The organism is Rhodococcus sp. H29-C3 (assembly GCF_030063405.1).
Classification (GTDB): domain Bacteria; phylum Actinomycetota; class Actinomycetes; order Mycobacteriales; family Mycobacteriaceae; genus Rhodococcoides.
Map to the genome: position 1 here is coordinate 142121 of NZ_JASITC010000004.1, position 22892 is coordinate 165012.

Below are 22892 nucleotides of genomic sequence, written 5' to 3' on the forward strand. Positions count from 1 at the left end.
CGTTACCAGTTTTGTGCAACACCGAACACGAGCGTCACGCAAGTGACGTTCTCGTGAAAGTGACCGGATGACACCCGCAGTGCGATGCCCGTCATCGCTGCCGAACACGTAGGAAGACCTCCCACGTGCGGCATGCTTGATGATCAGGCGCTCGGACTCGGGACACCATAGCCATCCAGCCAGGCACCGTGCATCCGTACGCCGACCACTCGCTGTGGACGGTGCACTCCGTGCGGAGCGCGACTTACGATCTGGCGTCAAACCGACGTCAGCACACTAGGATTGCTCTCGCGTGGCCGCGTCGCACCAGCTTCGACTCAGGTGGACGCGCCCGGGGGCCCGAGGAGACTTACGTGGCCGACCAAGCCCCGCCCGAAGATGTACAGAATTCGAACTCAGGAAGTTCGGTCGATGACGAATCGTCATCCAGCCGAAGTCCGGCGTTCCCCGAGCGCCTCCGAGTGCATGCACTCGCGAAGATTCTGGGCGTCACCAGTAAACAGGTACTCGCCAAATTAGGTGAGCTTGGAATAGAGGCGCGCAGCGCGCAGTCGAGCCTGGGACGCGACGTCGCCGAGACGGTGTATTCCTCGTTCTCACCTGCGACCGAGACGCCGGCTGCAGCAGTGGTGAAGGCCGACGCGATTGTGGTCGAGCCGGTGCCTGTTGTCGAAGAGCCGGCAGTGGACAGTCCTCCCGCGCGCCCTGCGTTCGCGATTCCGGTGTTCCTCCAGCCGGAAGCGATCGTCGAGGCTCCCAAGCGTCGACGAAGCCGGAAAGCCGCAGGTCCTGCCGCTGAGCCCACATCGACTCCTGCCGTCGAAGATCCATCGGTTCTCGCCGCCGATCCAGTCGTCGAGCCGGACAAGGGTCCCGTTCGCGGTGAGCCCGCTGTCGAGGCCGCCCCGGATGCAGTCGCCGACACCACTGACACAACGGATATCTCGGACACAGTCGACACCTCGGACACCTCGGACACCTCCGAAGATGCCGACAATTCGGAAGACAACGACGATCAGTCGCAACCCAGGCGGCGTCGGCGCGGTCGCCGTGGTCGTGGCCGCGGACGTGGGGAACAGTCTGCCGATGGTAGTTCGGACGAAGATTCGGACGATGCCTCCGAGGGTGACGACGATTCGAGTGAGGACGCAGCGTCGTCGTCTTCGGACACGCACTCTTCCGAGTCCGATGCTCCCGTATCCGGCTCGGCTGAATCCGACCCCGCTGATTCCGACGTAGCAGACGCGCAGAGTGCCGATTCCGACAATTCGGATAGCGACTCCGAGAACGACGACAAGCCTGCGGGCGAGCGTCGTTCACGTCGCCGTGGTCGTAGTCGTTCGAACGCCAAATCCAGCGATACCGACGATGCCCAGAAGCAGGCTGCGGATACGGAATCGGAAGAGTCGGTCGATTCGCCGGTCGATTCGCCGGTCGACTCGGCCGACGAAAACGACGACGACGAGGATTCGTCCGACGGTTCGAGCCGCCGCCGCCGCAGACGTCGTCGTCGCCGCAGCACCGGTGATGCCTCGTCCGAGTCCACCGAGACCGAGGACGACCCACCGAACACCGTCGTGCACGAGCGCGAACCGCGGAACAAGTCCCGTAGCAAGGACGAGGTCCAGGGAATCACCGGCTCGACTCGACTCGAAGCGAAACGTCAGCGCCGCCGCGACGGACGTGACGCCGGACGCCGACGGCCACCGATTCTCACCGAGTCGGAGTTCCTGGCACGTCGCGAGTCGGTCGACCGCGTCATGGTCGTCCGGGAAAAGTCGTTCCCCGACAACGGAGTGACCACACAGGTCGCCGTTCTCGAAGACGGCGTGCTGGTCGAGCACTTCGTCACCAGTAGTGCGTCCGCGTCGATGGTCGGCAACGTCTACCTCGGCCGTGTGCAGAACGTACTGCCGAGCATGGAAGCTGCGTTCATCGATATCGGCCGTGGTCGTAACGGCGTCCTGTATGCCGGAGAGGTCAACTGGGACGCAGCAGGTCTCGGTGGCAACTCTCGCAAGATCGAACAGGCGCTCAAGCCGGGTGACCAGGTTTTGGTGCAGGTGAGCAAGGATCCGGTCGGGCACAAGGGTGCACGTCTGACGACTCAGCTGTCGCTAGCGGGCCGCTACCTGGTCTATGTACCCGGTGGCAGCTCGACGGGTATCAGTCGCAAGTTGCCCGACACCGAGCGGAAGCGTCTGAAGGAGATTCTTCGCGACATCGTTCCTCCCGAGGCCGGGGTGATCATCCGTACCGCAGCCGAAGGCGTCAGTGAAGACGAGCTCGCGCGTGACGTGATCCGTCTGCAGACACAGTGGGCGACTATCGAAGAAGCGTCGGCCAAGGCGGAAACAGGCAAGGGTTCTCAACCGCAGGCACTGTACGAAGAGCCTGATCTGCTGGTCAAGGTTATCCGTGACTTGTTCAACGAGGATTTCGTCAAACTTGTCATCGAAGGTGACAAGGCCTGGGACACGACGTCTTCGTACATCGAGACGGTGGCAGCGGACATGCTGCACAAGCTCGAGCGCCACATCGCCGAGCCCGGTCGCCCGGACGTGTTCGAAGCGCATCGGGTCGACGAGCAGTTGGCCAAGGCGCTCGACCGTAAAGTCTGGCTACCGTCCGGAGGCACGCTCGTCATCGATCGCACCGAGGCGATGACCGTGGTCGACGTCAACACCGGCAAGTTCACCGGTGCAGGCGGCAACCTCGAGGAGACGGTGACGCGGAACAACCTCGAGGCCGCCGAAGAGATCGTTCGGCAGATGCGTCTACGCGACATCGGCGGAATGATCGTCGTCGACTTCATCGATATGGTGCTCGAATCCAACCGGGACCTGGTGTTGCGCCGGCTTACCGAGTCCCTCGGTCGCGACCGGACGCGCCATCAGGTGTCCGAGGTGACGTCACTCGGGCTCGTTCAGATGACGCGTAAGAAGATGGGCACTGGTCTCGTCGAAGCGTTCTCGACCACGTGCGAACACTGCCAGGGCCGGGGGATCATGGTTCACCCGTACCCGGTCGAGGCGAAGACCGATGACGGCTCGCGGTCCTCTTCACCGCGCTCCGATTCGAGTACGCCGCGCAAACGCCGCGGTCGCGACAGATCCGACAACGACAAGTCGGACAGCGACAAGACCGACAACGCGGCTGACAATACGAACAGTCCTGCAACGAAGAGCCAGCCCGAGGCGCACGAGCACACACCGGACCCGTCGGTGAAGCGTGCACACCCCGTGGCCCTCGCCATGGCTGCGCATCACGACGACGTTGTCGACGATGTCACTCCAGCCGAGGTGCTCGATGCACACTCGGATTCGAGTACGTCTTCGGAGCCGAGGATCATCGATGCCGCCGAGGTGGCTCGTGCTCGAGGCCGGGACATCGAGCCAGAATCGACCGAGCCAGAATCGACCGGGACGGTGTCGTCCGAGGTACAGCCGGACCCGACGCTCCCGGAGAATGCTGTCGAAAAGACAGCAGACTCAGCTGTCGCCGAGGAGTCGCCGGAACCGGTCGTCAAAGCGCGTCGTGGTCGCCGTGTTGCTCGCAAGGCAGCGGCACCGACGGCCGAGACTCCCGACGCAGCTGCCGTATTCGTGATTCCTGCTACACACGAGGAGCCGGCAGTGCCGCCGGAGCCTGCGGTCACGACGGCCGCCGAACCGGTTTCCAGTGCTCCCACCACGGACGAGGTGCCCGTGAAGAAGCCTCGCCGACGTCGGGCGGCGGCACGCCCGGCAGGGCCGCCGGTGGATGCGGATATGTGAGTCGACGGGCAGTTTGACCACGACTGCCCGTCTGCCGTAACCTGACAAGGTCGCTGCCGGTGACAACTTTCTGCTGTGCCTCGACGTTCGGTCGAGTGCGGCGGCGGACGCACCCGGTAGTAAGTAACACCGCAAGAATCACATGCACGATCCAGACCAGTCGTGTTGCCATGGGCAATGCGAGCAAGTTCGAAGAAGCAAGGGGTAGCCCTCCGATGGCAACGTACGCGATCGTCAAGACCGGCGGAAAGCAGTACAAGGTCGCTGTTGGTGACCTCGTCAAGGTCGAGAAGATCGAGGGAGCGCTCGGCACTGCTGTCTCGCTTGCTCCGGTCCTCGTCGTAGACGGATCCGATCTGACCACCGATGCCGACAAGCTGGCGAAGATCTCGGTAACCGGTGAGGTCGTCGAGCACACCAAGGGTCCGAAGATACGCATCCACAAGTTCAAGAACAAGACCGGCTACCACAAGCGCCAGGGACACAGGCAGAAGCTCACTGTCCTGAAGGTCACCGGCATCAAGTAACCAGGTCTGTTCAGTACTGACTTTTCAGCGCTGACATTCACCCCGAGGAGGGTATGCAACATGGCACATAAGAAGGGTGCATCAAGCTCCCGTAACGGTCGCGATTCGAATGCGCAGCGCCTCGGCGTCAAGCGTTTCGGTGGCCAGACCGTCAGCGCAGGCGAGATCCTGGTTCGTCAGCGCGGCACGCACTTCCATCCCGGCGTCAACGTCGGCCGTGGTGGCGACGACACGCTGTTCGCTCTGTCCGCAGGCGCAGTCGAATTCGGTGCCAAGCGTGGACGCAAGACCGTGAACATCGTTCCGGTCGCAGTAGAGGCCTAGTCTCCGCTGCACAATCTGCGTCGGAAAACTTTCGTAAGGCGAACGCCGCGAAAGTCTCGACGCGCTCGATCTCGACGATGAGGGTGGACCAGGGTGAAATTGCCCGGTCCGCCCTTATCGTATTTGTGGGCATCGAAATATTTCGGTCGCATTCTCGACCGAGGAAGGATCGAAGGCAGTCATGTCACGATTCATCGACCGCGTGGTGCTGCACGTCAGCGCCGGTAAAGGCGGCAACGGCTGCTCTTCGGTTCACCGCGAGAAGTTCAAACCGCTTGGTGGTCCAGACGGCGGAAACGGTGGGCAGGGCGGCGGTGTCATCTTCGTCGTCGACAGCAATGTCCACACACTCTTGGACTTCCACTTCAATTCGCATGCCAAAGCCAGCAATGGAACCCAGGGCATGGGCGGCAACCGCGAAGGCTCCAACGGCGAGGATCTGATCCTCAAGGTGCCCGACGGAACTGTGGTGCTCGACAAGGATGGTCGCATCCTGGCCGACATGATCGGCGAGGGCACTCGATACGCTGCTGCACCCGGTGGTCGCGGAGGCTTGGGCAACGCCGCGCTCGCCTCGAAGGCGCGTCGCGCACCTGGATTCGCGCTGCTCGGCGAAGAAGGTATCGAGCGCGATGTGGTGCTCGAGCTCAAGTCGGTCGCCGACATCGGTCTCGTCGGCTTCCCGTCTGCAGGCAAGTCCTCGCTGGTGTCGGTGCTCTCTGCCGCGAAGCCGAAGATCGCCGATTACCCGTTCACCACGTTGGTTCCGAACCTCGGCGTCGTCTCGAGCGGTGACACCACCTACACGGTGGCCGACGTCCCCGGATTGATTCCCGGCGCGAGCGAAGGAAAGGGCCTCGGTCTCGAATTCCTTCGACATCTCGAGCGTACCGCCGTTCTGGCGCACGTCGTCGACTGCGCAACCCTGGATCCGGGTCGAGATCCCATCTCCGACGTCGATGCCCTCGAAGCGGAGTTGGCGGCCTACAAGCCGGCAATGTTGGGCGACGCGAGTCTCGGCGACCTAGCCGATCGGCCGCGCATCGTCGTGCTCAACAAAGCTGATATTCCCGAGGGCGCCGAGCTCGCCGAGATGGTGACGCCGGAGTTCGAGGCCCGCGGATGGCCTGTTTACACAATCTCGACGATCACCCGTGAAGGCCTCAAGCCCTTGATCTTCGCGCTGGGCAAAATGGTCGAGGACTACCGTCTCGCTCATCCTCCGGCCGAGAAGCGCCGACCGGTGCTTCGTCCTGTCGCACGCAACGAAGAGGGTTTCCAGGTCATCAAGGATCCCGATGTCGAGGGTGGGTTCATCGTTCTCGGCACGCGCCCGGAGCGTTGGGTGCTCCAGACACAGTTCAGCAACGACGAAGCAGTCGGCTACCTGGCTGACCGTCTCGCCCGCCTCGGCGTCGAGGATGCGCTGATCAAGAAGGGCGCTCAGCCGGGTGCATCTGTGACCATCGGTGATGTCTCCTTCGATTGGGAGCCACAGACGCCGGCGGGTGTGGAGATCACCATGACCGGTCGTGGCACCGATGCGAGGCTCGATCAGGTGGAGCGAATCGGTGCGGACGAGCGCAAACACGCACGTCGGGCCCGCCGCGGACTCGACCCCGAAGAGTGAAGTGTAGGTTCCGGTGAATTCTGAATCCTCTTCGGTTGCAATGGATTCGACTGGGGCCAGGACCGCTGTGGCCAGTGCCAAACGGGTAGTCGTGAAAATCGGCTCCTCGGCACTGACCTCACTGGTCGGCGGACTCGACGTCGACAGGCTCGACCGATTGGCCGATGCTGTCGAAGCACGAATGCGTGCTGGATCCGATGTCGTGGTGGTGTCCTCCGGTGCCATCGGCGCCGGACTCTCACCACTGGGTCTGACGACCCGTCCGCGCGATCTCGCGACGAAACAGGCCGCAGCGAGCGTCGGCCAGCTTGCTCTTGCGCACGCTTGGGGTACCTCGTTCGCCAGATACGGACGAACCGTCGGCCAGGTGTTGCTCACCGCCGAGGACATTGCCCGGCGCACGAATCATCGCAACGCCCAGCGCACCCTCGATCGGTTGCGTGTGCTCGGGGCAGTGGCCGTGATCAACGAGAACGACACGGTCGCGACCACGGAAATCCGATTCGGTGACAACGACCGTCTCGCCGCGCTCGTCGCGCACCTCGTCGGTGCCGACGCGCTGGTGTTGTTGTCCGACGTCGACGGTCTCTACGACGGCGACCCGCGCAAAGGTGACGCCACACTGATCCGCGAGGTCGCGAGCCCGGAAGATCTCGATGGAGTCGTCGCCGGTTCCGGAGGCGCGCTAGGAACAGGCGGGATGGCGTCCAAGCTGTCCGCTGCCCGATTGGCGGCCGATGCAGGCGTTCCGGTCCTATTGGCAGCCGCTTCCGACGCAGCGGAAGCTTTGACGACGGCTGCGGTGGGCACAGCTTTCACCGCACGTTCCACTCGACTGTCCTCGCGCAAATTCTGGGTACGTCATGCTGCGGACGCCCGAGGTGAGCTATACCTCGACGCAGGTGCCGTACACGCGGTCGCAACGAAGCGGCGGTCGCTACTGTCTGCGGGACTCACCGCCGTCGAGGGTCGGTTCTACGGTGGCGACGTCGTGTCGCTGATCGGCCCGGATGGCGAACTCGTGGCTAGGGGAGTGGTGGCGTACGACGCGTCGGAGCTGAGCGGAATGCTCGGTAGGTCCAGTTGCGATCTCACTCCCGAGCTACAGCGTCCAGTGGTGCATGCCGACGATCTGGTGCCGGTCTGATCTATGGTCGGCCGCCGCGACGCTTGTCGTTCATAGGTGTGACGGCAGGGTGTCCACGAGTGCGGTGAGCGTTTCAGAGCACCCGGCAGCGCTTGTGAGAGTGGCGAATTCGTCGCCCCGGGTGATTCCGCGATTGACGATCACGATCGGGATCTCGGCCTTCGCCGCGCGTCGGACGAACCGTAGACCCGACATGACCGTCAAAGAAGATCCGACAACCAGAAGTGCATCGGACTGATCGACGAGGTCGAAAGCGTCGGCAACTCTTGGCTTGGGCACGCTCTCCCCGAAGTAAACGATGTCCGGTTTGAGAATGCCGGAGCAGTACTCGCAGTCGACCATCCGGAAGTGTGCGGTGCTGGTGATGATCGCGTCGGCATCGGGGGCGATCTCGACGCCTTCGGCCGGCGCGACGCTGTCGAGGAAGCCAGGGTTCTCGCGATCTAGGCGTTGTCCCAGAGCAAAGCGGGAAACCAGTCGCTCGCAGTTCAGGCACCGTACTCGCGCGTAAACGCCGTGGAGGTCGATGACTCTTCGGCTACCTGCTTTGGTGTGCAACATGTCTACGTTTTGGGTGATGATCCCGGAAACAATCCCTCGGCGCTCGAGCTGGGCCAGCGCGCGGTGGCCGTCGTTCGGTCTTGCCGCATCCATATGTCGCCAACCGACATGGTTCCGTGCCCAGTAGTGGCGTCTGAACTCGTGATCGCCGGTGAACTGCTGATAGGTCATCGGGTTACGAGGTGGTGAGTCCGGCCCCCGGTAGTCCGGGATACCGGAGTCGGTGGACATGCCGGCTCCGGAGACGACCGCGATGGATCTTCCCGACAACAGCGCGACCATTTGGTCGAGTCGGGTTGTCGCTGCGGCAGCTGAACGAGCGGGGGCAGGCACGTCACCAGGGTAGCGCGCGGGTGGACACAGGGGGTCGATGCCAGCAGCTGAAGGCTTGGACCCAAAAACTACGACGCCGAGCCCTGCTGGGTCCCTTCAGCGGATCGGATTGCAGAAATAGCTCCGCCCCACTCGACTGAAGTCGAGTGGGGCGGAGCTATACGGAGTCCGTCTACGTGGACACCTCACCTACGTCAGGATTTCGACTTACGCGGGGACCTCGACGAGGGGGTACACACCGTTCTCGTCATGGGTTTCGTTGCCCACTACGGGAGGGTTGAACACGCACAACATGCGCATCTGCGTACGCGGCTCGACGGTGTGCCGCTCGTTACCGTTCAGCAGGTACATCGATCCTGCACCGAGTTCGTAGGTTTCACCGGTTTCGCGATCGGTGAGGGTGCCTTCGCCTTCGATGAGCCACACAGCCTCGACGTGATTGGCGTAGTGGAAGTTGTTCACCGTCCCGGCCTTGATGGTCGTTTCGTGGAACGAGAATCCGACCCTGTCACCGCCGAGGATGATGCGCTTACTGCGCCACTGTCCATCCTCGCTCTCGATGTCTCGATCAGTTCCGGTGATTTCCTGGGTGGTACGTACGATCATGTGGTGTAGCTCCCTTCAGCAAACATTCGACACGTGAGAAGTGGTCTACGAGCAGACTTTTGCTGTCGCAGCTTCGAGGATGTCGAGTCCGCGATCCAGCTCTTCGATCGTGGTGGTCAGCGGCGGAAGAAGTTTGACAACCTCGTCCTTCGGGCCGGCAGTTTCCACCAGCAGGTGCTCTTCGTAAGCAAGCTTGGCGACCTTGCCTGCTTGTTCTGCATCGTCGAATACGAGAGCCTGAACCATGCCGCGACCGCGAGTGGAAACGCCATCGTACTTGGCGCACAGCGCGATGAAGCGATCACGAATGTGCTCGCCCTTCGCGAGGATCTCCTTCTCGAACTTGTCGTCGGACCAGTAATGGTCGATCGCGACCTTCGAGGTCACGAAGCCGGGATTGAATCCGCGGAAGGTGCCGTTGTGCTCGCCTGGGCCCCAGACGTCGAGTTCTGGCTTGAACAGTGTCAGTGCCATCGGCATGCCGTAGCCGCCGATCGACTTCGACAGGGTGACGATGTCCGGCGTGATGCCCGAGTCCTCGAAGGAGAAGAACTGGCCTGTGCGGCCGCAACCCATCTGAACGTCGTCGACGATCAGCAAGATGTCGCGCCGCGAGCAGAGATCGGACAGTGCGCGCAACCACTCCGGTCGCGCGACGTTGATGCCGCCTTCGCCCTGGATGGTCTCTACGATGACCGCTGCCGGGCGGTTGAATCCACTGCCCGAGTCGTCGAGAACGCGCTCGAACCACTGGAAGTCCTCGTTGACTCCACCGAAGTAGTTGTCATACGGCATCGGTGTGCTGTGCACCAACGGGATTCCGGCGCCGGCTCGCTTCATCGAGTTTCCGGTCACAGCGAGCGCACCGAGTGTCATGCCATGAAAAGCGTTGGTGAAGTTGATGATCGACTCGCGACCGGTGACCTTGCGAGCCAACTTCAGTGCAGCTTCGACGGCATTCGTGCCGGTCGGGCCGGGGAACTGAACTTTGTAATCGAGGCCGCGCGGGTCGAGAATTTTTTTCTTGAACGTCTCGAGAAATTCACGCTTGGCCACCGTGGACATATCGAGGCCGTGTGTGATGCCGTCGCTGGTGATGTAGTCGACCAACGCGTCCTGCATGATTTGATTGTTGTGGCCGTAGTTCAGTGCGCCTGCCCCGCCGAAGAAGTCGAGGTAGTCGCGCCCGTTCTCGTCGGTCAGCGTCGAATTCTTGGCAGTTTTGAACACTGCCGGCCACTGGCGGCTGTAGCTACGAACGCCGGACTCGATGGTTTCGAATACGTCCGGCTTTTCGGTGGTGTCGGTCTTGTCCGTCATGTACTGCGTGTTCCTTTCGCTGGCGCGCACGTCGGCCGGCCCTACTGTGTAGAGTTCCTCTGCTTCGTGGCTATCAGGAAAATCGTCTGGCGCGAACAGATCTGTTTTTCCAATGTCGGTCCCTCGTGTTCGAGCAAGGGCCGTGAACAGTGCGATCGACGCTTCGTTGTCCGGGCTGATCGTTGTTTCCAGGTGTGTGATGCCCTGTGGGGTAAGGCGATCGAGAAGTTCGTTCAGCATCCGGCCGGCAAGGCCCTTACCCCGTTGATCAGCATCGACTGCGACCTGCCACACGAAAAATGTCGTGGGAGAATCCTGTCGGGTGTAACCGGTGACGAATCCCACTGCGCGAGAGTCGACGTCGGATACGACCGAGGTTGCTGCAAAGTCTCGACACCACAAAACGTACGAATAGCTCGAGTTGAGATCGAGCACCTTTGAATCTCTTGCGATTTCCCAGAGCCGGACTCCGTCGGAGATCTTTGGCTTACGAAACTTCACTGCGTCCGGCGCAGTGACTGTGGTTGCTCTCAGCTGTGCGGGTTTCATAGCAAAGGTAAACGTAACAAGGTGCCCTTGGCATTTCACGTGGCTAGCGAAATTGGTGTCGAAAACACCCGTCCTTTCGCAGGTGGCAGCGTGAATGTGATCCTGGTCACAAACTGGGCTTGTTGCCGTTGCAACTGGTCGAGGAGGGTGCGGTAACTCGGCCTGTTCCGTCCGATGCCAAGTGTGGTCTTACCGATATCTAGGACTACTTCGGAGTTGCCAGAGCAAACGGGAGTACCGCATCTGCACCTGCGGCGCGCAGGGCCGAGCCGGCGCAAGTGAAAGTCCACCCCGTATCGGTAACCAGGTCCACCAGAAGGATCGGTCCGGAGACCCCGTTCAGGTCTGGAACGAGCCAGGAATCGACGAGGCCGGCCACACGGAATGCCGAATTTGCGGCCGTCACTCGCGGATGGTCCGGCCGGAGGGCGAGAGTTCCGAGATCGTCGAGCCGTCCGATGCGGGCCAACTCGCCTGCGATCGAACGAACCAGCGCCGGATGCGTCGACGATTCCAGCGCGATCACGGAGGTCGGTCTCTTCGCCCAGTCCCACGAGGCCAGTACCGCGATGCAGGCCTGCACGAGGGCGTCGGGAGCTGGACCGTCGGGTGCATCGAGGGCTGCTCGCAGGCGCCCACCCCAACCCAAGTCGGTGAGGCGGCCCAGAACACGGCCGGGCTCGGGGCCGTCGGTGATCTTGCCGGAGCGGGAGACTCCGAGTTTCTTCATCCCGCTGGGCCATTGCTTTCGCGGAGGCAGGTCGAGTCCCGGGCGATCGAGACGCTCACGCGCAGAATGGACAGCTGCGGCGTCCACCTGAGGTGAGTAAGCCTTTCCTGTGCAGTTGTCGCACCGGCCACACGGATGCGGCTCGGCGCCGAGGCCTGGATCGTCCAACTGTCTCCGCAGGAAATCCATCCGGCACCCATCGGTGCGCTGATAGTCGACCATTGCTTGCTGTTCTGCGTCCCTGGCTTGCTCCAGGCGTTCGTAGCGCGGTGCATCGTAAGCCCACGACTGACCGGTCGAAATCCATCCGCCTCGCACGCGCTGAACCGCCCCGTCGACGTCGAGCACCTTCAGGACCATCTCGAGTCGGCTCCGGTTGAGATCCACCAACGGCTCCAACGCGGGGGTCGACTGCGGCTTGACGGGGTCGAGAGCGTCGATGACCTGCCGAACGACGTGTTCTCGCGGGAAGGCTACGGACGCGAAATAGCTCCAGATCTGCTTGTCTTCGTGGCCTGGCAGGAGGATGACTTCGGCGCGGTCGGTGGCGCGACCCGCACGGCCGACCTGCTGGTAGTACGAGATGGGGGACGAAGGTGCGCCCATGTGGACGACGAATCCCAGATCCGGTTTGTCGAAGCCCATGCCCAGTGCGGATGTGGCTACGAGGGCCTTGACCTCGTTGTTCAGCAGGTCCAATTCCAACGCTTCGCGTTCGGTGGGGTCGGTCTGGCCGGTGTAGGCGGACACGGCAAAGCCCTGATCCGACAGCAGGCTCGCGAGGTCGCGTGCTGCGGAGACCGTCAGGGCATAGATGATTCCGGACCCCGGGAGTTCGGCAAGATGAGCTGCGAGCCACGCCGCGCGCTCGGTGGTGTTCTCGATCTGGACCACCGACAGGTGGAGCGACTCGCGTTCGAGTCCGCCGCGGAGAACGAGGGTGTCCCCGCCACCGACACCGAGTTGCGCGGCGACATCGGCCACGACGCGGTCATTTGCAGTGGCAGTGGTAGCCAATACCGGAATCCCCTCGCGCAGTTCGGATATGAGCGTTCGAATGCGTCGGTAGTCGGGACGGAAGTCATGTCCCCAGTCGGAAACGCAGTGTGCTTCGTCTACGACCACGAGGCCCGCGTCTGCTGCAAGTGAGGGCAGCACCTGGTCGCGGAAGTCCGGGTTGTTGAGCCGCTCCGGGCTGACGAGCAACACGTCGAGTCTGCCCGCAGCGACATCGGCATGGACGTCTTCCCACTCGGTCATGTTCCCGGAGTTGATGGTTGCGGCCCGCACACCGGCGCGCTCGGCGGAAACTACCTGGTTCCGCATCAGTGCTAACAACGGTGAGACGATGACTGTGGGTCCGAGTCCCTGAGCGCGGAGCAGTTTTGCGGCGATGAAGTAGACCGCCGACTTTCCCCAACCAGTGCGTTGCACCACCAGCGCGCGGCGGCGATGAACAACGAGAGCCTCGATTGCCGTCCACTGATCTTCGCGAAGACCGGCAGTGGGCCCGGCCAGCTCCCGAAGGAGCCGCTCCGCATCTGCGCGCAGGTCTACCGTCGACGGTTCGGTGGTGCTCATCTGTTCATCGTGCCGCACGTGTCCGACAGTTTCACCGCCCGCAGGGCGATTACGCTTCATCGAACACACGAGGAGGTGCCCTTGTTGGAGGAAGACCTGCCGTTCGATCCAGATGTGGACGACGACGCGGCGCAGATGACCGCGCCTGCGAGGCCTCTGCATCTTCGTCCGAGGGCACTCGCTCTCGTCTTCGTCGGCGGCGTGATCGGCACCGCGATGCGCTATGGAATCGAGATCGCGTTTCCGCAGGTGATCCGAGGTTGGCCCGTTGCCACGTTGTCGATCAACCTGCTAGGAGCGTTCATGCTCGGTGTTCTGCTCGAGAACATGGCACGACGTGGTGCTGACGCCGGTGTCAGGCAACGGATTCGCTTGCTCGCAGGCACCGGGTTCTGCGGTGCTTTCACCACATACAGCACGTTTGCGCTGGAAGCAGTACTACTCACCAGAGACGGCTACCTGGTGACAGCGCTTGCGTACGGAATATCGACGGTATTCCTCGGTGCGCTCGCCGCGTGGGCGGGGATCGTCGTCGGCGCCTCGATGCATGTCGATCGGTCGGCGAGATGATCGTCCTCCTGTTGGCGCTGGCAGGCGCGCTCGGAGCAGTCTGCCGATTCGTTGGCGATTCCTTCGTCAAATCCAAGGTGCAAGGAACGCTGTTCCCGTGGGCGACGATCTGCATCAACATTTCCGGATCCATGCTCGTCGGATTTCTTGCCGGGCTCGTCGTCCTCGCGCAAGGGGCGACCGATCTGCAGACGGTCATCGGCACCGGGTTCTGCGGCGGATACACGACCTTCAGCACGGCGAGCTTCGAAACTGTTCGACTCGTGCAGGTCGGTAAGCGTTCACTCGCGCTGGCCACCGCGGTCGGAACCTTGGTGGGTTCGGTCGGAGCCTGCGCCGCAGGTTTCGTGCTCGCAGGCATCGTCTGAAAAAGGGCCGAGCGATCCTCGGCTGGAGGACGTAACTTCGCGTAGATCTCTTCGGCTTCGACACCCGTAGGAGTAGAAGTGAGTGTTCCGACCCGCACGATCCCCGCTCTCGGACGAGATGACCGCCGGCAAGGTGCGGGCGTTGGGGCTCACCACTCGGTCGCGGATTTCTGACCGGAGATCTCGATACCTCCAACCTCGCGTTCAGCGATTTCAGATCCACCCTGCCCAGGTTCTCCGGGGCTGCGGCGGAAAAGAACCGTTCGATCGTCGATGTTCTCGCATCGGTTGCGCGTCGCCATGAGACCACGTCGGCAGCAATCGCGCTGGCATGGGTTCTGGCGCAGGGAAGTCACGTCATCCCGATCCCGGGCACGACGAAGTCCCATCATCTCGACGCCAATCTGGTTGCGGCACAGCTCGATCTGTCGCCCGAGGATCTCGACCTCCTGAGCAATGCACCTGCGGCGGTCGGCTCCAGGTACTGAAGACGGGTCGGCGATCAAGTACGCGGTGAGGTGGCGATGTCCAGGAAGTCTCGGCGTGGGCCGCGAAGAGGTTCACGCAGATCCCACACCGCGCACAGTTCCCGCGGCATCGTCACGGCGTCGATGTCGATCCGTGTCAATCGGCCATCGCGAAGGTCGGCCGCGACCGCCAACGAAGACAGGACCGTCGGTGCGTTCGCAGTCACCACGGCCGATTTGATCGCGGTGACCGAGTTGAGTTCCAGCAGCGGCGGTACCGTCGGGTGCACGGTGCTCTCATAGGTGGTGCGGGAACCGGATCCGAGTTCGCGTTGGACGAGTGCTGTTGCGGCCAGTTCGTCGACGGTGACCGAGCCTCGTGACACCCACGGGTGCTGCGGTGGGACGACGACGACGAGTTCGTCGGTTGCCACGATGCGAATTCCGAGGCCGTCCGGGATTTCCGGTCCTTCGACGAATCCGATATCGGCTCGACCCGCGAGGACCTGGTGGGCAACCTCGGCCGAGTTCATCAACCGCATCTGCGTTCGTACGTCCGGAAACCTAGCCCGCATCAGGACGATCCAGCCCGGCAACAGATGCTCTGCGACCGTCATGCTCGCAGCCACGGTGAGGCTCGCATTTTCCTCCCGCAGGAGGGATTGGACACCTGTCGCAAACTTTTCGGCGGCGCCGAGAACGTTCCCTGCCCACTCGAGAACGGCGACACCTTCGGGCGTGAGCATCACGCCGTGGCTGGTGCGGTCGAACACACGGAGACCGATGTCGCGCTCGGCTGCCCGAATTCGTGCGCTGACCGCTTGCTGGCTCAATCCGTGTTCCCGTCCGGCTGCGCTCATACTGCCCAGCCGTGCGACCGAGACCATCACGTCGAGCGCGGCAAGATCGGGGACCCGCGGAGATAGTGTCATGGTCGTGCTGCATCCGCGATGAGCGCGTCGATATCCGATCGCGCTCCCGACGATGCTCCGGTGCCACGACGTGTCGCGGCCAATGCCCCTGCTGCACAAGCCCATCGGACGGAGTCCTCGGGGCCCTGCAGCCAGCGTGCAGCCAATGCTCCGGTGAAGGCATCTCCGGCACCGGTGGTGTCGATGGCGTCGATCCGTGGTGCTCGAGCCTCGAACGTCGACGCCGGTCCGCGGTACCGAGCTCCGGCGGCGCCGAGCGTGGTGACGACGTGTGCAATGCGATCGAGGACGCTTCCGCCGACAGCGTCGGCTTCGGACTCGTTGACGACCAGGACGTCGACGACGTCGACGAGGGTCTCCGGCAGTGGTCGAACAGGGGAGGGGTTGAGCATGACCACAGCGCCGTGGGTTCGGGCGTGAACGGCGCCGGCGACGACCGTGTCGAGGGGAATTTCCAACTGACACAGCAGCACATCCGCGGCGGCAATGGTATCGAGTTCACGATCGGTCAAGGTGGACATCGTGGCGTTGGCGCCCGGGACGACGACGATCGAGTTCTCTCCGTGACAGTCGACGGTCACAGCTGCGATCCCGCTCGGACCGTCGGTGCGTCGGAGTCCGGACACGTCGACACCGGCCTTCCTGACACTTCGTTCGAGGTCGGCAGCGAATGCGTCGTCGCCTACCGCCCCGAGGAATGCGGAGTCGGCGCCTGCTCGTGCCGCCGCGATCGCCTGGTTCGCTCCCTTTCCTCCCTGTGCAGTGTCGAAGGAGTCACCCAGGACGGTTTCGCCGGGTTCGGGTAGGCGTCGAGTCGTTGTGGTCAGGTCCATGTTGATACTGCCCAGGACAACGATGCGCGGAGTCGTCATTCCACGACGATATGCGGCGTCCACGGTGGCCTACATGTGCGCATGAAGTTTGCACGTTGCAGATTGTTGACAATCTGCAAATGCTCCACCACGATGGATCGCATGACCGCGCCGACACGCACGCACCTCAGCCCCGCACTCAAGCAAGCGACTCCGGTTGTCGTGGACCATGCACTGGGCAGCTGGATCTACGGCACCGACGGAAAGCGGTACCTGGATTTCACCACGGGCATCGGTGTGACCAGCACCGGGCATTGTCATCCGCGCGTCGTCGAAGCGGCACGTGATCAAGTAGGCAAGATCATCCACGCGCAATACACCACCGTCATGCACAAGCCGCTGCTCGAACTCACCGACAAACTCGGAGAGGTTCTGCCTGCCGGGCTCGACAGTGTCTTCTACGCCAATTCCGGTTCCGAGGCCGTCGAGGCTGCAATTCGATTGGCGCGCATGGCAACCGGTCGGCCGAACATCATCGCATTCCATGGCGGATTTCATGGGCGCACCGTTGCTGCGGCGTCGCTCACCACCGCCGGTACCAAGTTCCGGTCCGGATTCTCTCCGATCATGGGCGGAGTGCACATCGCACCGTTTCCCTATGCCTTTCGCTACGGCTGGGACATGGACACCGCTATCGCTTTCGCACTGCAGGAACTCGACTACCTCCTCGCGACCATGTCGAGCCCGGCAGACACCGCTGGGTTCATCATCGAACCAGTGCTCGGCGACGGTGGCTACCTGCCCACTCCACCCGCGTTCCTCGAAGGGCTGCGTCTACGCGCCGACGAGCACGGGATCGTCTTCATCGTCGACGAGGTCCAGGCCGGTGTCGGACGGACCGGAAAGTTCTGGGGCCACGAGCATTCGACCGCGACCCCCGACATCGTGATCACCGCCAAAGGCCTGGCTTCGGGATTCCCGATCTCGGCGATCGCAGCGTCGACCGACCTCATGTCCAAGGCGTGGCCGGGATCGCAGGGTGGCACCTACGGCGGAAACGCTGTCGCCGCCGCTGCCGCTGTGGCCACGCTCGACGTCGTCCGCGACGAAGGCCTTGTCGAGAACGCGCGCCGACAGGGCGACGTGCTGCTCGACGGCCTGGTGGCACTCCAAACGCAGTACTCGGCCATCGGCGACGCTCGCGGACTCGGTCTGATGCAGGCCCTCGAATTCGTCGACGAGAACGGCAAACCCGACGCCGCTGCTGCCGGCCGCGTCCAGCAGACCGCAATATCGGAAGGCCTGCTGTTGCTTACCTGCGGCGCCTTCGGCAATGTCGTACGAGTCATTCCTGCGCTTGTCGTCACCGATGACGAGGTGACCGAGGGGCTCGATGCCATCGCCCGAACGTTGAAGCGCGCATTGTGACGGTGATCAGCGGCGTCGGACCGGTCCTCGACGAACTGCGCAGGACGGGCGTCGACGTCGATGTGACCTCGCGGCGCCTGGCCGAGTATTCGTACGACGCGTCGAACTATCGCGTGCCTCCGGTCGCCGTGGTGTTTCCTCGCAGCACCGCGGACGTGTGCGCAGTAGTGAAGTCGTGCGTGAAGGGCAACATACCGATCGTGAGCCGCGGCGGGGGAACATCGATGGCAGGCAACGCGATCGGCGAGGGTGTGATCCTCGACTTCTCGCGGCACATGAATACCGTGCTCTCGATCGACGTCGAATCGAAGTCGGCCGTGGTCGAGCCGGGGATCGTGCTCTCGGAACTCGCCGAGACCGTGTCGGGGGCGAGCGGCGGCGTGTTGACTTATGCACCCGACCCATCGAGCAAATCACGAGCAACTGTCGGCGGTGCGATCGGCAACGATGCCTGCGGCAATCATTCGGTCCGGTACGGCCGGACAGCCGACCACACGATCGCTCTCGACATTGTCACTGTCGACGGGGTGGTGCTGCGGGCGACACGTTCCGGCGTCACGGCCCTCGATCCTCACGACGCCGTCGCAGTCGCCGCAGCGGCCCGAATCACCTCCGAACTCCGTACTCTGGTGTCGGACAATCTAGCCGACTTTCGACTCGAACTCGGTCGGATTCCACGGCAGGTTTCGGGGTTTCACTTGTCGACGTTGTTGCCGGAGAACGGCTTCGACGTCGCACGTGCCCTCGTCGGCAGCGAAGGTACATGCGCGATCGTCGTCGCCGCGACCGTCGCGCTCGTTCCTGTCCCGCCTGCTGCGCTGCTGTTGAGTTTGGGATACGCCGATGTCGTCGAAGCAGCCGAGGATGTCATGACGATCCTCGAATTTTCGCCGGCGGCGGTCGAAGGGATCGACGAGAAGATCGTCGAGACGATGCAGCACCGAAGGGGAGCGGACTCGGTTCAAGGCTTGCCTTCGGGAAACGCCTGGCTCTACGTCGATCTCGATGGCGAGAACCTCGCCGAAGTCGAGGACAAGGCTGGGCGATTGCTCGAGCGCTTACGTGAGCTCGGCAGGTTGAAGGATGGGCGCATCGTCGCAGACCTCGCGGAACGAAAATCGCTGTGGCGTGTGCGGGAGGATGGTGCGGGATTGTCGGCGCGTCTTGCCGGCGGCGGCGAATCCTGGCCCGGCTGGGAGGATTCCGCAGTCGCACCCGAGAATTTGGCCGCGTACCTCGCAGACTTCCGTGACCTTCTTGCCGCGCATTCGCTCACCGGCGTGATGTACGGGCATTTCGGCGCCGGGTGCATGCACGTCCGTATCACTTTCGACCAACGCAGTGACGTCGGAAGAGCGGTGATGGCGACCTTCCTACGTGAAGCCGCCGAACTGGTAGTCCGGCATGGCGGTTCATTGTCGGGTGAACACGGAGACGGTCGGGCACGGTCGGAACTACTGCCGATCATGTACTCGACCTCGATGCTCGACGCATTCGCGCGGTTCAAACGCATCTGGGATCCTGCGGGCGTCCTGAATCCGGGCAGCATCGTCGATCCGATGCCGATGATGAACGACCTTGCATTGCAGGGTGTTCCGAATCGTGAATGGAAGACGACCTTCGAGCTGCATCAGATCGGAACGAAGCCGGACTTGGATCCGTTCGTGCACGCAACACAGGCATGCGTCGGCGTCGGGCGCTGCCGATCCACCTCCGGTGGCGTCATGTGCCCGAGCTATCGAGCGAGCGGGGACGAGAAGGATTCGACCCGTGGGCGTGCCCGCGTCCTTCAGAACATGGTTCGCAGTAGCGCGACGGTCGCGGCAGGGTGGGCTTCGAAGGATGTCAAGGAATCGCTCGACCTGTGTTTGTCCTGCAAGGCCTGTTCAACCGACTGCCCCGTCGGGGTGGATATGGCGACTTACAAGTCGGAGTTTCTCGATCATCACTACGCGGGGAAGTTGCGCCCGATGGCGCACTACTCGCTGGGCTGGCTGCCACGCTGGTTGAAAGTGACGTCGATCCTGGCACCGGTACTCAACCGCGCGATGTCCCCGCGAACCGGCGTGATCGCTGCGAGAATCGGCGGTCTCACGACCAAGCGACCGCTCCCGCGGTTCGCCTCGCGACGGGAACTACGCACGCAGACAGCGGGATCCGTACCGGGAGGTGATGTCGTCCTGCTCATCGACTCCTTCACGAAGGGGTTTCGGCCGGACATCGTCGGTGCCGCGGTTCGCGTTCTCGTCGAGGGCAACCGGACAGCAGAGTGCAGGACCGACGTGTGCTGCGGGTTGACGTGGATTTCGACGGGGCAGCTGGCAACCGCCAAGAAGCAGTTGAGCAGAACTGTTGCCGCACTGGACGATGGCACCGATCGGCCGATCGTCGTCACCGAACCGAGCTGTGCGGCAACGCTCCGCAAGGATATGCCCGAACTGGTGGGCACCGAGGCGGCTCGACGGGTCGCCGCACGGGTGCAGAGTTTCGCAGGCGCGGTGATCGAGCTGGCAGCCGCGGGGTGGAGTCCGTCGGCCGACGTCCCCGAAGCAGTCACCGTGCAGACCCACTGCCACGAGTACGCAGTATTCGGCGAAGCCACACAGCGAAAGGCGCTTGCTGCCGTGGGGATCGGCGGAGTCGACGAAGCGACCGGTTGTTGCGGGGTGGCAGGCAACTTCGGCTTCGAACCGGATCACTACGACATGAGCATGAAAGTCGCCGAACAGGCCCTGGCACCAGCGGTACGACGCGCTGATCCGACCAGGCCGATCCTGACCGACGGCTTCAGCTGCCACATGCAGGTGCGCCAACTGACCGGCAATCAGAGCGCGTCCGCCTCGATGCACCTCGCGCAACTCCTCGATCCCGCGCCTTCGACACGTTCGACCCAGACCCCCAGGAAGGGGCATCAGCTATGACGTCCATGACGCGCCCGGTCATCACCTCGCCGACCCAGCTGTTCATCGGCGGGACCTGGCGAACAGCGAACAGCGGGAGGAAGTTCGACGTCATCGATCCCGCAACCGGCGAATTGATCGCCGCCGTCGACGATGCCGACATCAGCGATGCAGAGGCCGCGATGGCGGCCGCCGTCGAAGCGCAGGAGTCCTGGGCGCAGACGGCACCGCGCACTCGAAGCGAGATTCTTTCTCGTGCATTCCACTTGATCATCGCCAGGACCGAGGAACTGGCGGCCATCATCACCGCAGAGATGGGCAAGCCGCTCGCCGATGCCCGAGGCGAAGTCGCATACGGCGCAGAGTTCTTTCGATGGTTCTCCGAAGAGGCGGTCCGCATCTCGGGCGACCACACGCTGACCGGCGATGGGAAGAACCGCATCATCGTCACCAGAGCCCCGGTCGGTCCTAGCATTCTGGTGACGCCGTGGAACTTTCCATTGGCGATGGGCACCCGAAAGATCGGCCCCGCGCTTGCTGCCGGATGCACGGTGGTGTTCAAGCCGGCCGAACAGACTCCGCTGACCGCGCTCGCGCTCGCCGCGATCCTCCTCGAAGCAGGGGTTCCCGACGGCGTAGTCAACGTGGTCCCGACGACCGACGCCGCAGGCGTCGTCGGATCGTGGATGGCCAGCGGCTCGGCGCGGAAGATCAGCTTCACCGGCTCCACCGCCGTCGGGAAGATTTTGCTGGCGCAGGCAGCTCCGACCGTGATGCGGACGTCGATGGAACTCGGCGGGAACGCCCCGTTCATCGTCGCCGAGGACGCTGATCTCGACCGGGCCGTCGACGGGGCGATGGTGGCCAAGATGCGCAACATGGGCGAGGCATGCACAGCGGCCAACAGGTTTCTCGTCCACCGCTCGCTCGCCAAGGATTTCGCTGCCGAGCTCGCTGCTCGCATGGGTGCCTTGACAGTCGGTGCCGGCAACCGGCCCGGTGTCGAAGTGGGGCCGCTCATAGATCGCAGCGGCCGCGCCAAGGTGCAACGCCTCGTCGACGATGCACTCGCGCGCGGTGCTCGGGCGGTGGTGGGTGGGCAAGAGGATCCTGGGCCAGGATATTTCTACCCTCCGACGGTGCTCGACGATGTCGACGCCCGATCCGATCTCATGTCGACCGAGATCTTCGGTCCCGTTGCCGCGATCGTTCCGTACGACACCGAGGACGAAGTGATCGCGCTTGCCAACGATACCGAATGGGGGCTTGTGGGTTACGTTTTCACGCAGGACATCGATCGCGCATTGCGTATGGGGGAGCGGCTCGAAGTGGGGATGGTGGGCATCAACACCGGTCTCGTATCGAACCCCGCTGCCCCGTTCGGCGGCGTCAAGCAGTCCGGACTCGGCCGCGAAGGCGGCAAAGTCGGTATCGACGAGTTCTTGGAATACAAATACTTCGCAATCCCTAGGTCCTAGCAGGAGGTTTGCATATGTCAGGTTCCCGAAGATTGACCCCGATCGATGCCCGAAATACGTCGATGGTGATAGCCGATCAGATTCGTGATTGCATCATCGACGGATCCTATGCACCGGGCGAGCAGATCAACGAAGCCAATGTTGCTGCCGAGCTGGGGATTTCGCGTGGCCCGGTTCGCGAAGCGCTCCAGCGGCTGAATCAGGAAGGCTTGTTGATCAGCTACCGAAATCGCGGTGTGTTCGTTGTCGAGCTCAGCGTCGACGACGTCGCCGAGATATACGAGGCCCGCGCGGCGATCGAAGTCGGTGCCGCATGGACGCTCGTCCACGGCGAGATCACCGTCCTGAAGGCGACGGCGGCGGAGTTGTCGGCAATTGTCGACCAGATGCAACCGTTCATCGACTCAGCGGATTGGTTCGGTCTGGCCGAGCGGGACCTGGCGTTCCACACGGCGATGGTTGCTGCGACGTCGAACAGTCGGATGTCGAGGATGTACGCCACATTGGCAGCGGAGGCGCGCATCTGTATGGCCAACTTGGAGACGGCCTACTTCCGGCCCGAGGCGTTGGTCGAGGAGCATCAATTGTTGGTGGACCTACTCCTGGGTTCGGATTGGGCTGCACTCGAAGCAGGTTTACATGAGCACATGGACACTGCGATTCATGATCTGAGTCGGTCCATGCAGGCCGAGGCGGCTGCCGATGGGTTCGGCGGCCGCGTCGGCGCCGTGGCCGACTGAGCGTGCACGTTGTGGACAGCGTGCGACTGATCGAAACGAAGAAGTAACACGAGTTCTCTTGCAGCACCTGGACTCTTCCGCATAGCCTGATTGTCAACAATCTGCAAAATGCA

At 62.9% G+C, this 22892-nt stretch carries 17 protein-coding genes and 2 pseudogenes; 12 read left to right on the forward strand and 7 right to left on the reverse strand.

The window, feature by feature from the left end; translation table 11 throughout:
• Positions 1–353: 353 nt before the first annotated feature.
• From QMK32_RS10845 to proB, 5 genes are all read left to right on the forward strand, one after another.
• The gene (locus QMK32_RS10845; RefSeq protein ID WP_283474905.1) at positions 354–3776 is read left to right on the forward strand and encodes a translation initiation factor IF-2 N-terminal domain-containing protein; all 3423 of its coding nucleotides are present in this window, start codon (positions 354–356) and stop codon (positions 3774–3776) included.
• 215 nt (positions 3777–3991) lie between these two features.
• A complete protein-coding gene (rplU, locus tag QMK32_RS10850) occupies positions 3992–4303 on the forward strand; it encodes a 50S ribosomal protein L21 (protein WP_084344673.1) in 312 nt (103 codons plus the stop codon).
• A 60-nt stretch (positions 4304–4363) separates the two neighbouring features.
• Positions 4364–4627, forward strand: a complete 264-nt coding sequence (gene rpmA, locus QMK32_RS10855; RefSeq protein ID WP_072802495.1) for a 50S ribosomal protein L27 — start codon at positions 4364–4366, stop codon at positions 4625–4627.
• 181 nt (positions 4628–4808) lie between these two features.
• Entirely contained in the window at positions 4809–6257 is a 1449-nt protein-coding gene (obgE, locus tag QMK32_RS10860; protein WP_269304363.1) for a GTPase ObgE, read from the forward strand.
• Between the two features lie 40 nt (positions 6258–6297).
• A complete protein-coding gene (proB, locus tag QMK32_RS10865; protein ID WP_283475331.1) occupies positions 6298–7404 on the forward strand; it encodes a glutamate 5-kinase in 1107 nt (368 codons plus the stop codon).
• A 30-nt stretch (positions 7405–7434) separates the two neighbouring features.
• Here the strand turns inward: proB and QMK32_RS10870 are convergent, their stop codons facing one another.
• The 5 genes and pseudogenes from QMK32_RS10870 to QMK32_RS10890 all read right to left on the reverse strand — a co-directional run bounded on the left by QMK32_RS10870 (position 7435) and on the right by QMK32_RS10890 (position 13084).
• Positions 7435–8247, reverse strand: coding sequence for a Sir2 family NAD-dependent protein deacetylase (locus QMK32_RS10870; RefSeq protein WP_283475332.1), 813 nt, complete (start codon positions 8245–8247; stop codon positions 7435–7437).
• 258 nt (positions 8248–8505) lie between these two features.
• Positions 8506–8904 carry an ectoine synthase gene (locus QMK32_RS10875; RefSeq protein ID WP_136171832.1) on the reverse strand — a complete coding sequence of 133 codons (399 nt, stop codon included), beginning with the start codon at positions 8902–8904 and terminating at the stop codon, positions 8506–8508.
• Positions 8905–8949: 45 nt separating this feature from the next.
• Complete coding sequence (gene ectB, locus QMK32_RS10880; protein ID WP_283475333.1) at positions 8950–10224, reverse strand: diaminobutyrate--2-oxoglutarate transaminase; 1275 nt, start codon at positions 10222–10224, stop codon at positions 8950–8952.
• Positions 10225–10272: 48 nt separating this feature from the next.
• Positions 10273–10773 (reverse strand): annotated as a pseudogene (ectA, locus tag QMK32_RS10885) (diaminobutyrate acetyltransferase); the annotation flags it as partial.
• A 205-nt stretch (positions 10774–10978) separates the two neighbouring features.
• Positions 10979–13084, reverse strand: coding sequence for a RecQ family ATP-dependent DNA helicase (locus tag QMK32_RS10890; protein WP_283474909.1), 2106 nt, complete (start codon positions 13082–13084; stop codon positions 10979–10981).
• A gap of 135 nt (positions 13085–13219) precedes the next feature.
• On the opposite strand from QMK32_RS10890, the gene crcB (QMK32_RS10895) reads away from it, so the two are divergent.
• The 3 genes and pseudogenes from crcB (QMK32_RS10895) to QMK32_RS10905 form a co-directional block, all read left to right on the forward strand.
• Positions 13220–13654, forward strand: coding sequence for a fluoride efflux transporter CrcB (gene crcB / locus QMK32_RS10895; RefSeq protein ID WP_283475334.1), 435 nt, complete (start codon positions 13220–13222; stop codon positions 13652–13654).
• On the forward strand, positions 13651–14022 hold the full coding sequence (gene crcB, locus QMK32_RS10900; protein ID WP_283474911.1) for a fluoride efflux transporter CrcB: 372 nt from the start codon (positions 13651–13653) through the stop codon (positions 14020–14022). The genes crcB (QMK32_RS10895) and crcB (QMK32_RS10900) overlap by 4 nt, the downstream gene beginning before the upstream one ends.
• 161 nt (positions 14023–14183) lie before the next feature.
• Positions 14184–14510: pseudogene (locus QMK32_RS10905) on the forward strand (aldo/keto reductase); the annotation flags it as partial.
• 14 nt (positions 14511–14524) lie between these two features.
• Here QMK32_RS10905 and QMK32_RS10910 read toward each other — a convergent pair.
• Both QMK32_RS10910 and QMK32_RS10915 read right to left on the reverse strand, forming a co-directional pair.
• Positions 14525–15421, reverse strand: coding sequence for a LysR family transcriptional regulator (locus QMK32_RS10910; protein WP_283474912.1), 897 nt, complete (start codon positions 15419–15421; stop codon positions 14525–14527).
• Positions 15418–16293, reverse strand: a complete 876-nt coding sequence (locus tag QMK32_RS10915; RefSeq protein WP_283474914.1) for a ribokinase — start codon at positions 16291–16293, stop codon at positions 15418–15420. The genes QMK32_RS10910 and QMK32_RS10915 overlap by 4 nt, the downstream gene beginning before the upstream one ends.
• A gap of 102 nt (positions 16294–16395) precedes the next feature.
• Between QMK32_RS10915 and QMK32_RS10920 the strand changes: the two genes are divergently transcribed.
• From QMK32_RS10920 to QMK32_RS10935, 4 genes are read left to right on the forward strand one after another with little or no spacing between them, the layout of a single operon-like run.
• Positions 16396–17661 (forward strand): aspartate aminotransferase family protein, encoded by a 1266-nt coding sequence (locus QMK32_RS10920; RefSeq protein ID WP_283474916.1) that lies wholly within the window; start codon positions 16396–16398, stop codon positions 17659–17661.
• Positions 17658–20582, forward strand: a complete 2925-nt coding sequence (locus QMK32_RS10925) for an FAD-binding and (Fe-S)-binding domain-containing protein (protein ID WP_283474918.1) — start codon at positions 17658–17660, stop codon at positions 20580–20582. Before QMK32_RS10920 ends, QMK32_RS10925 begins: the two co-directional genes overlap by 4 nt.
• Positions 20579–22039 carry an NAD-dependent succinate-semialdehyde dehydrogenase gene (locus tag QMK32_RS10930; protein WP_283474919.1) on the forward strand — a complete coding sequence of 487 codons (1461 nt, stop codon included), beginning with the start codon at positions 20579–20581 and terminating at the stop codon, positions 22037–22039. The genes QMK32_RS10925 and QMK32_RS10930 overlap by 4 nt, the downstream gene beginning before the upstream one ends.
• 14 nt (positions 22040–22053) lie before the next feature.
• A complete protein-coding gene (locus QMK32_RS10935; RefSeq protein WP_283474920.1) occupies positions 22054–22779 on the forward strand; it encodes a GntR family transcriptional regulator in 726 nt (241 codons plus the stop codon).
• The last annotated feature ends 113 nt before the right edge of the window (positions 22780–22892 follow it).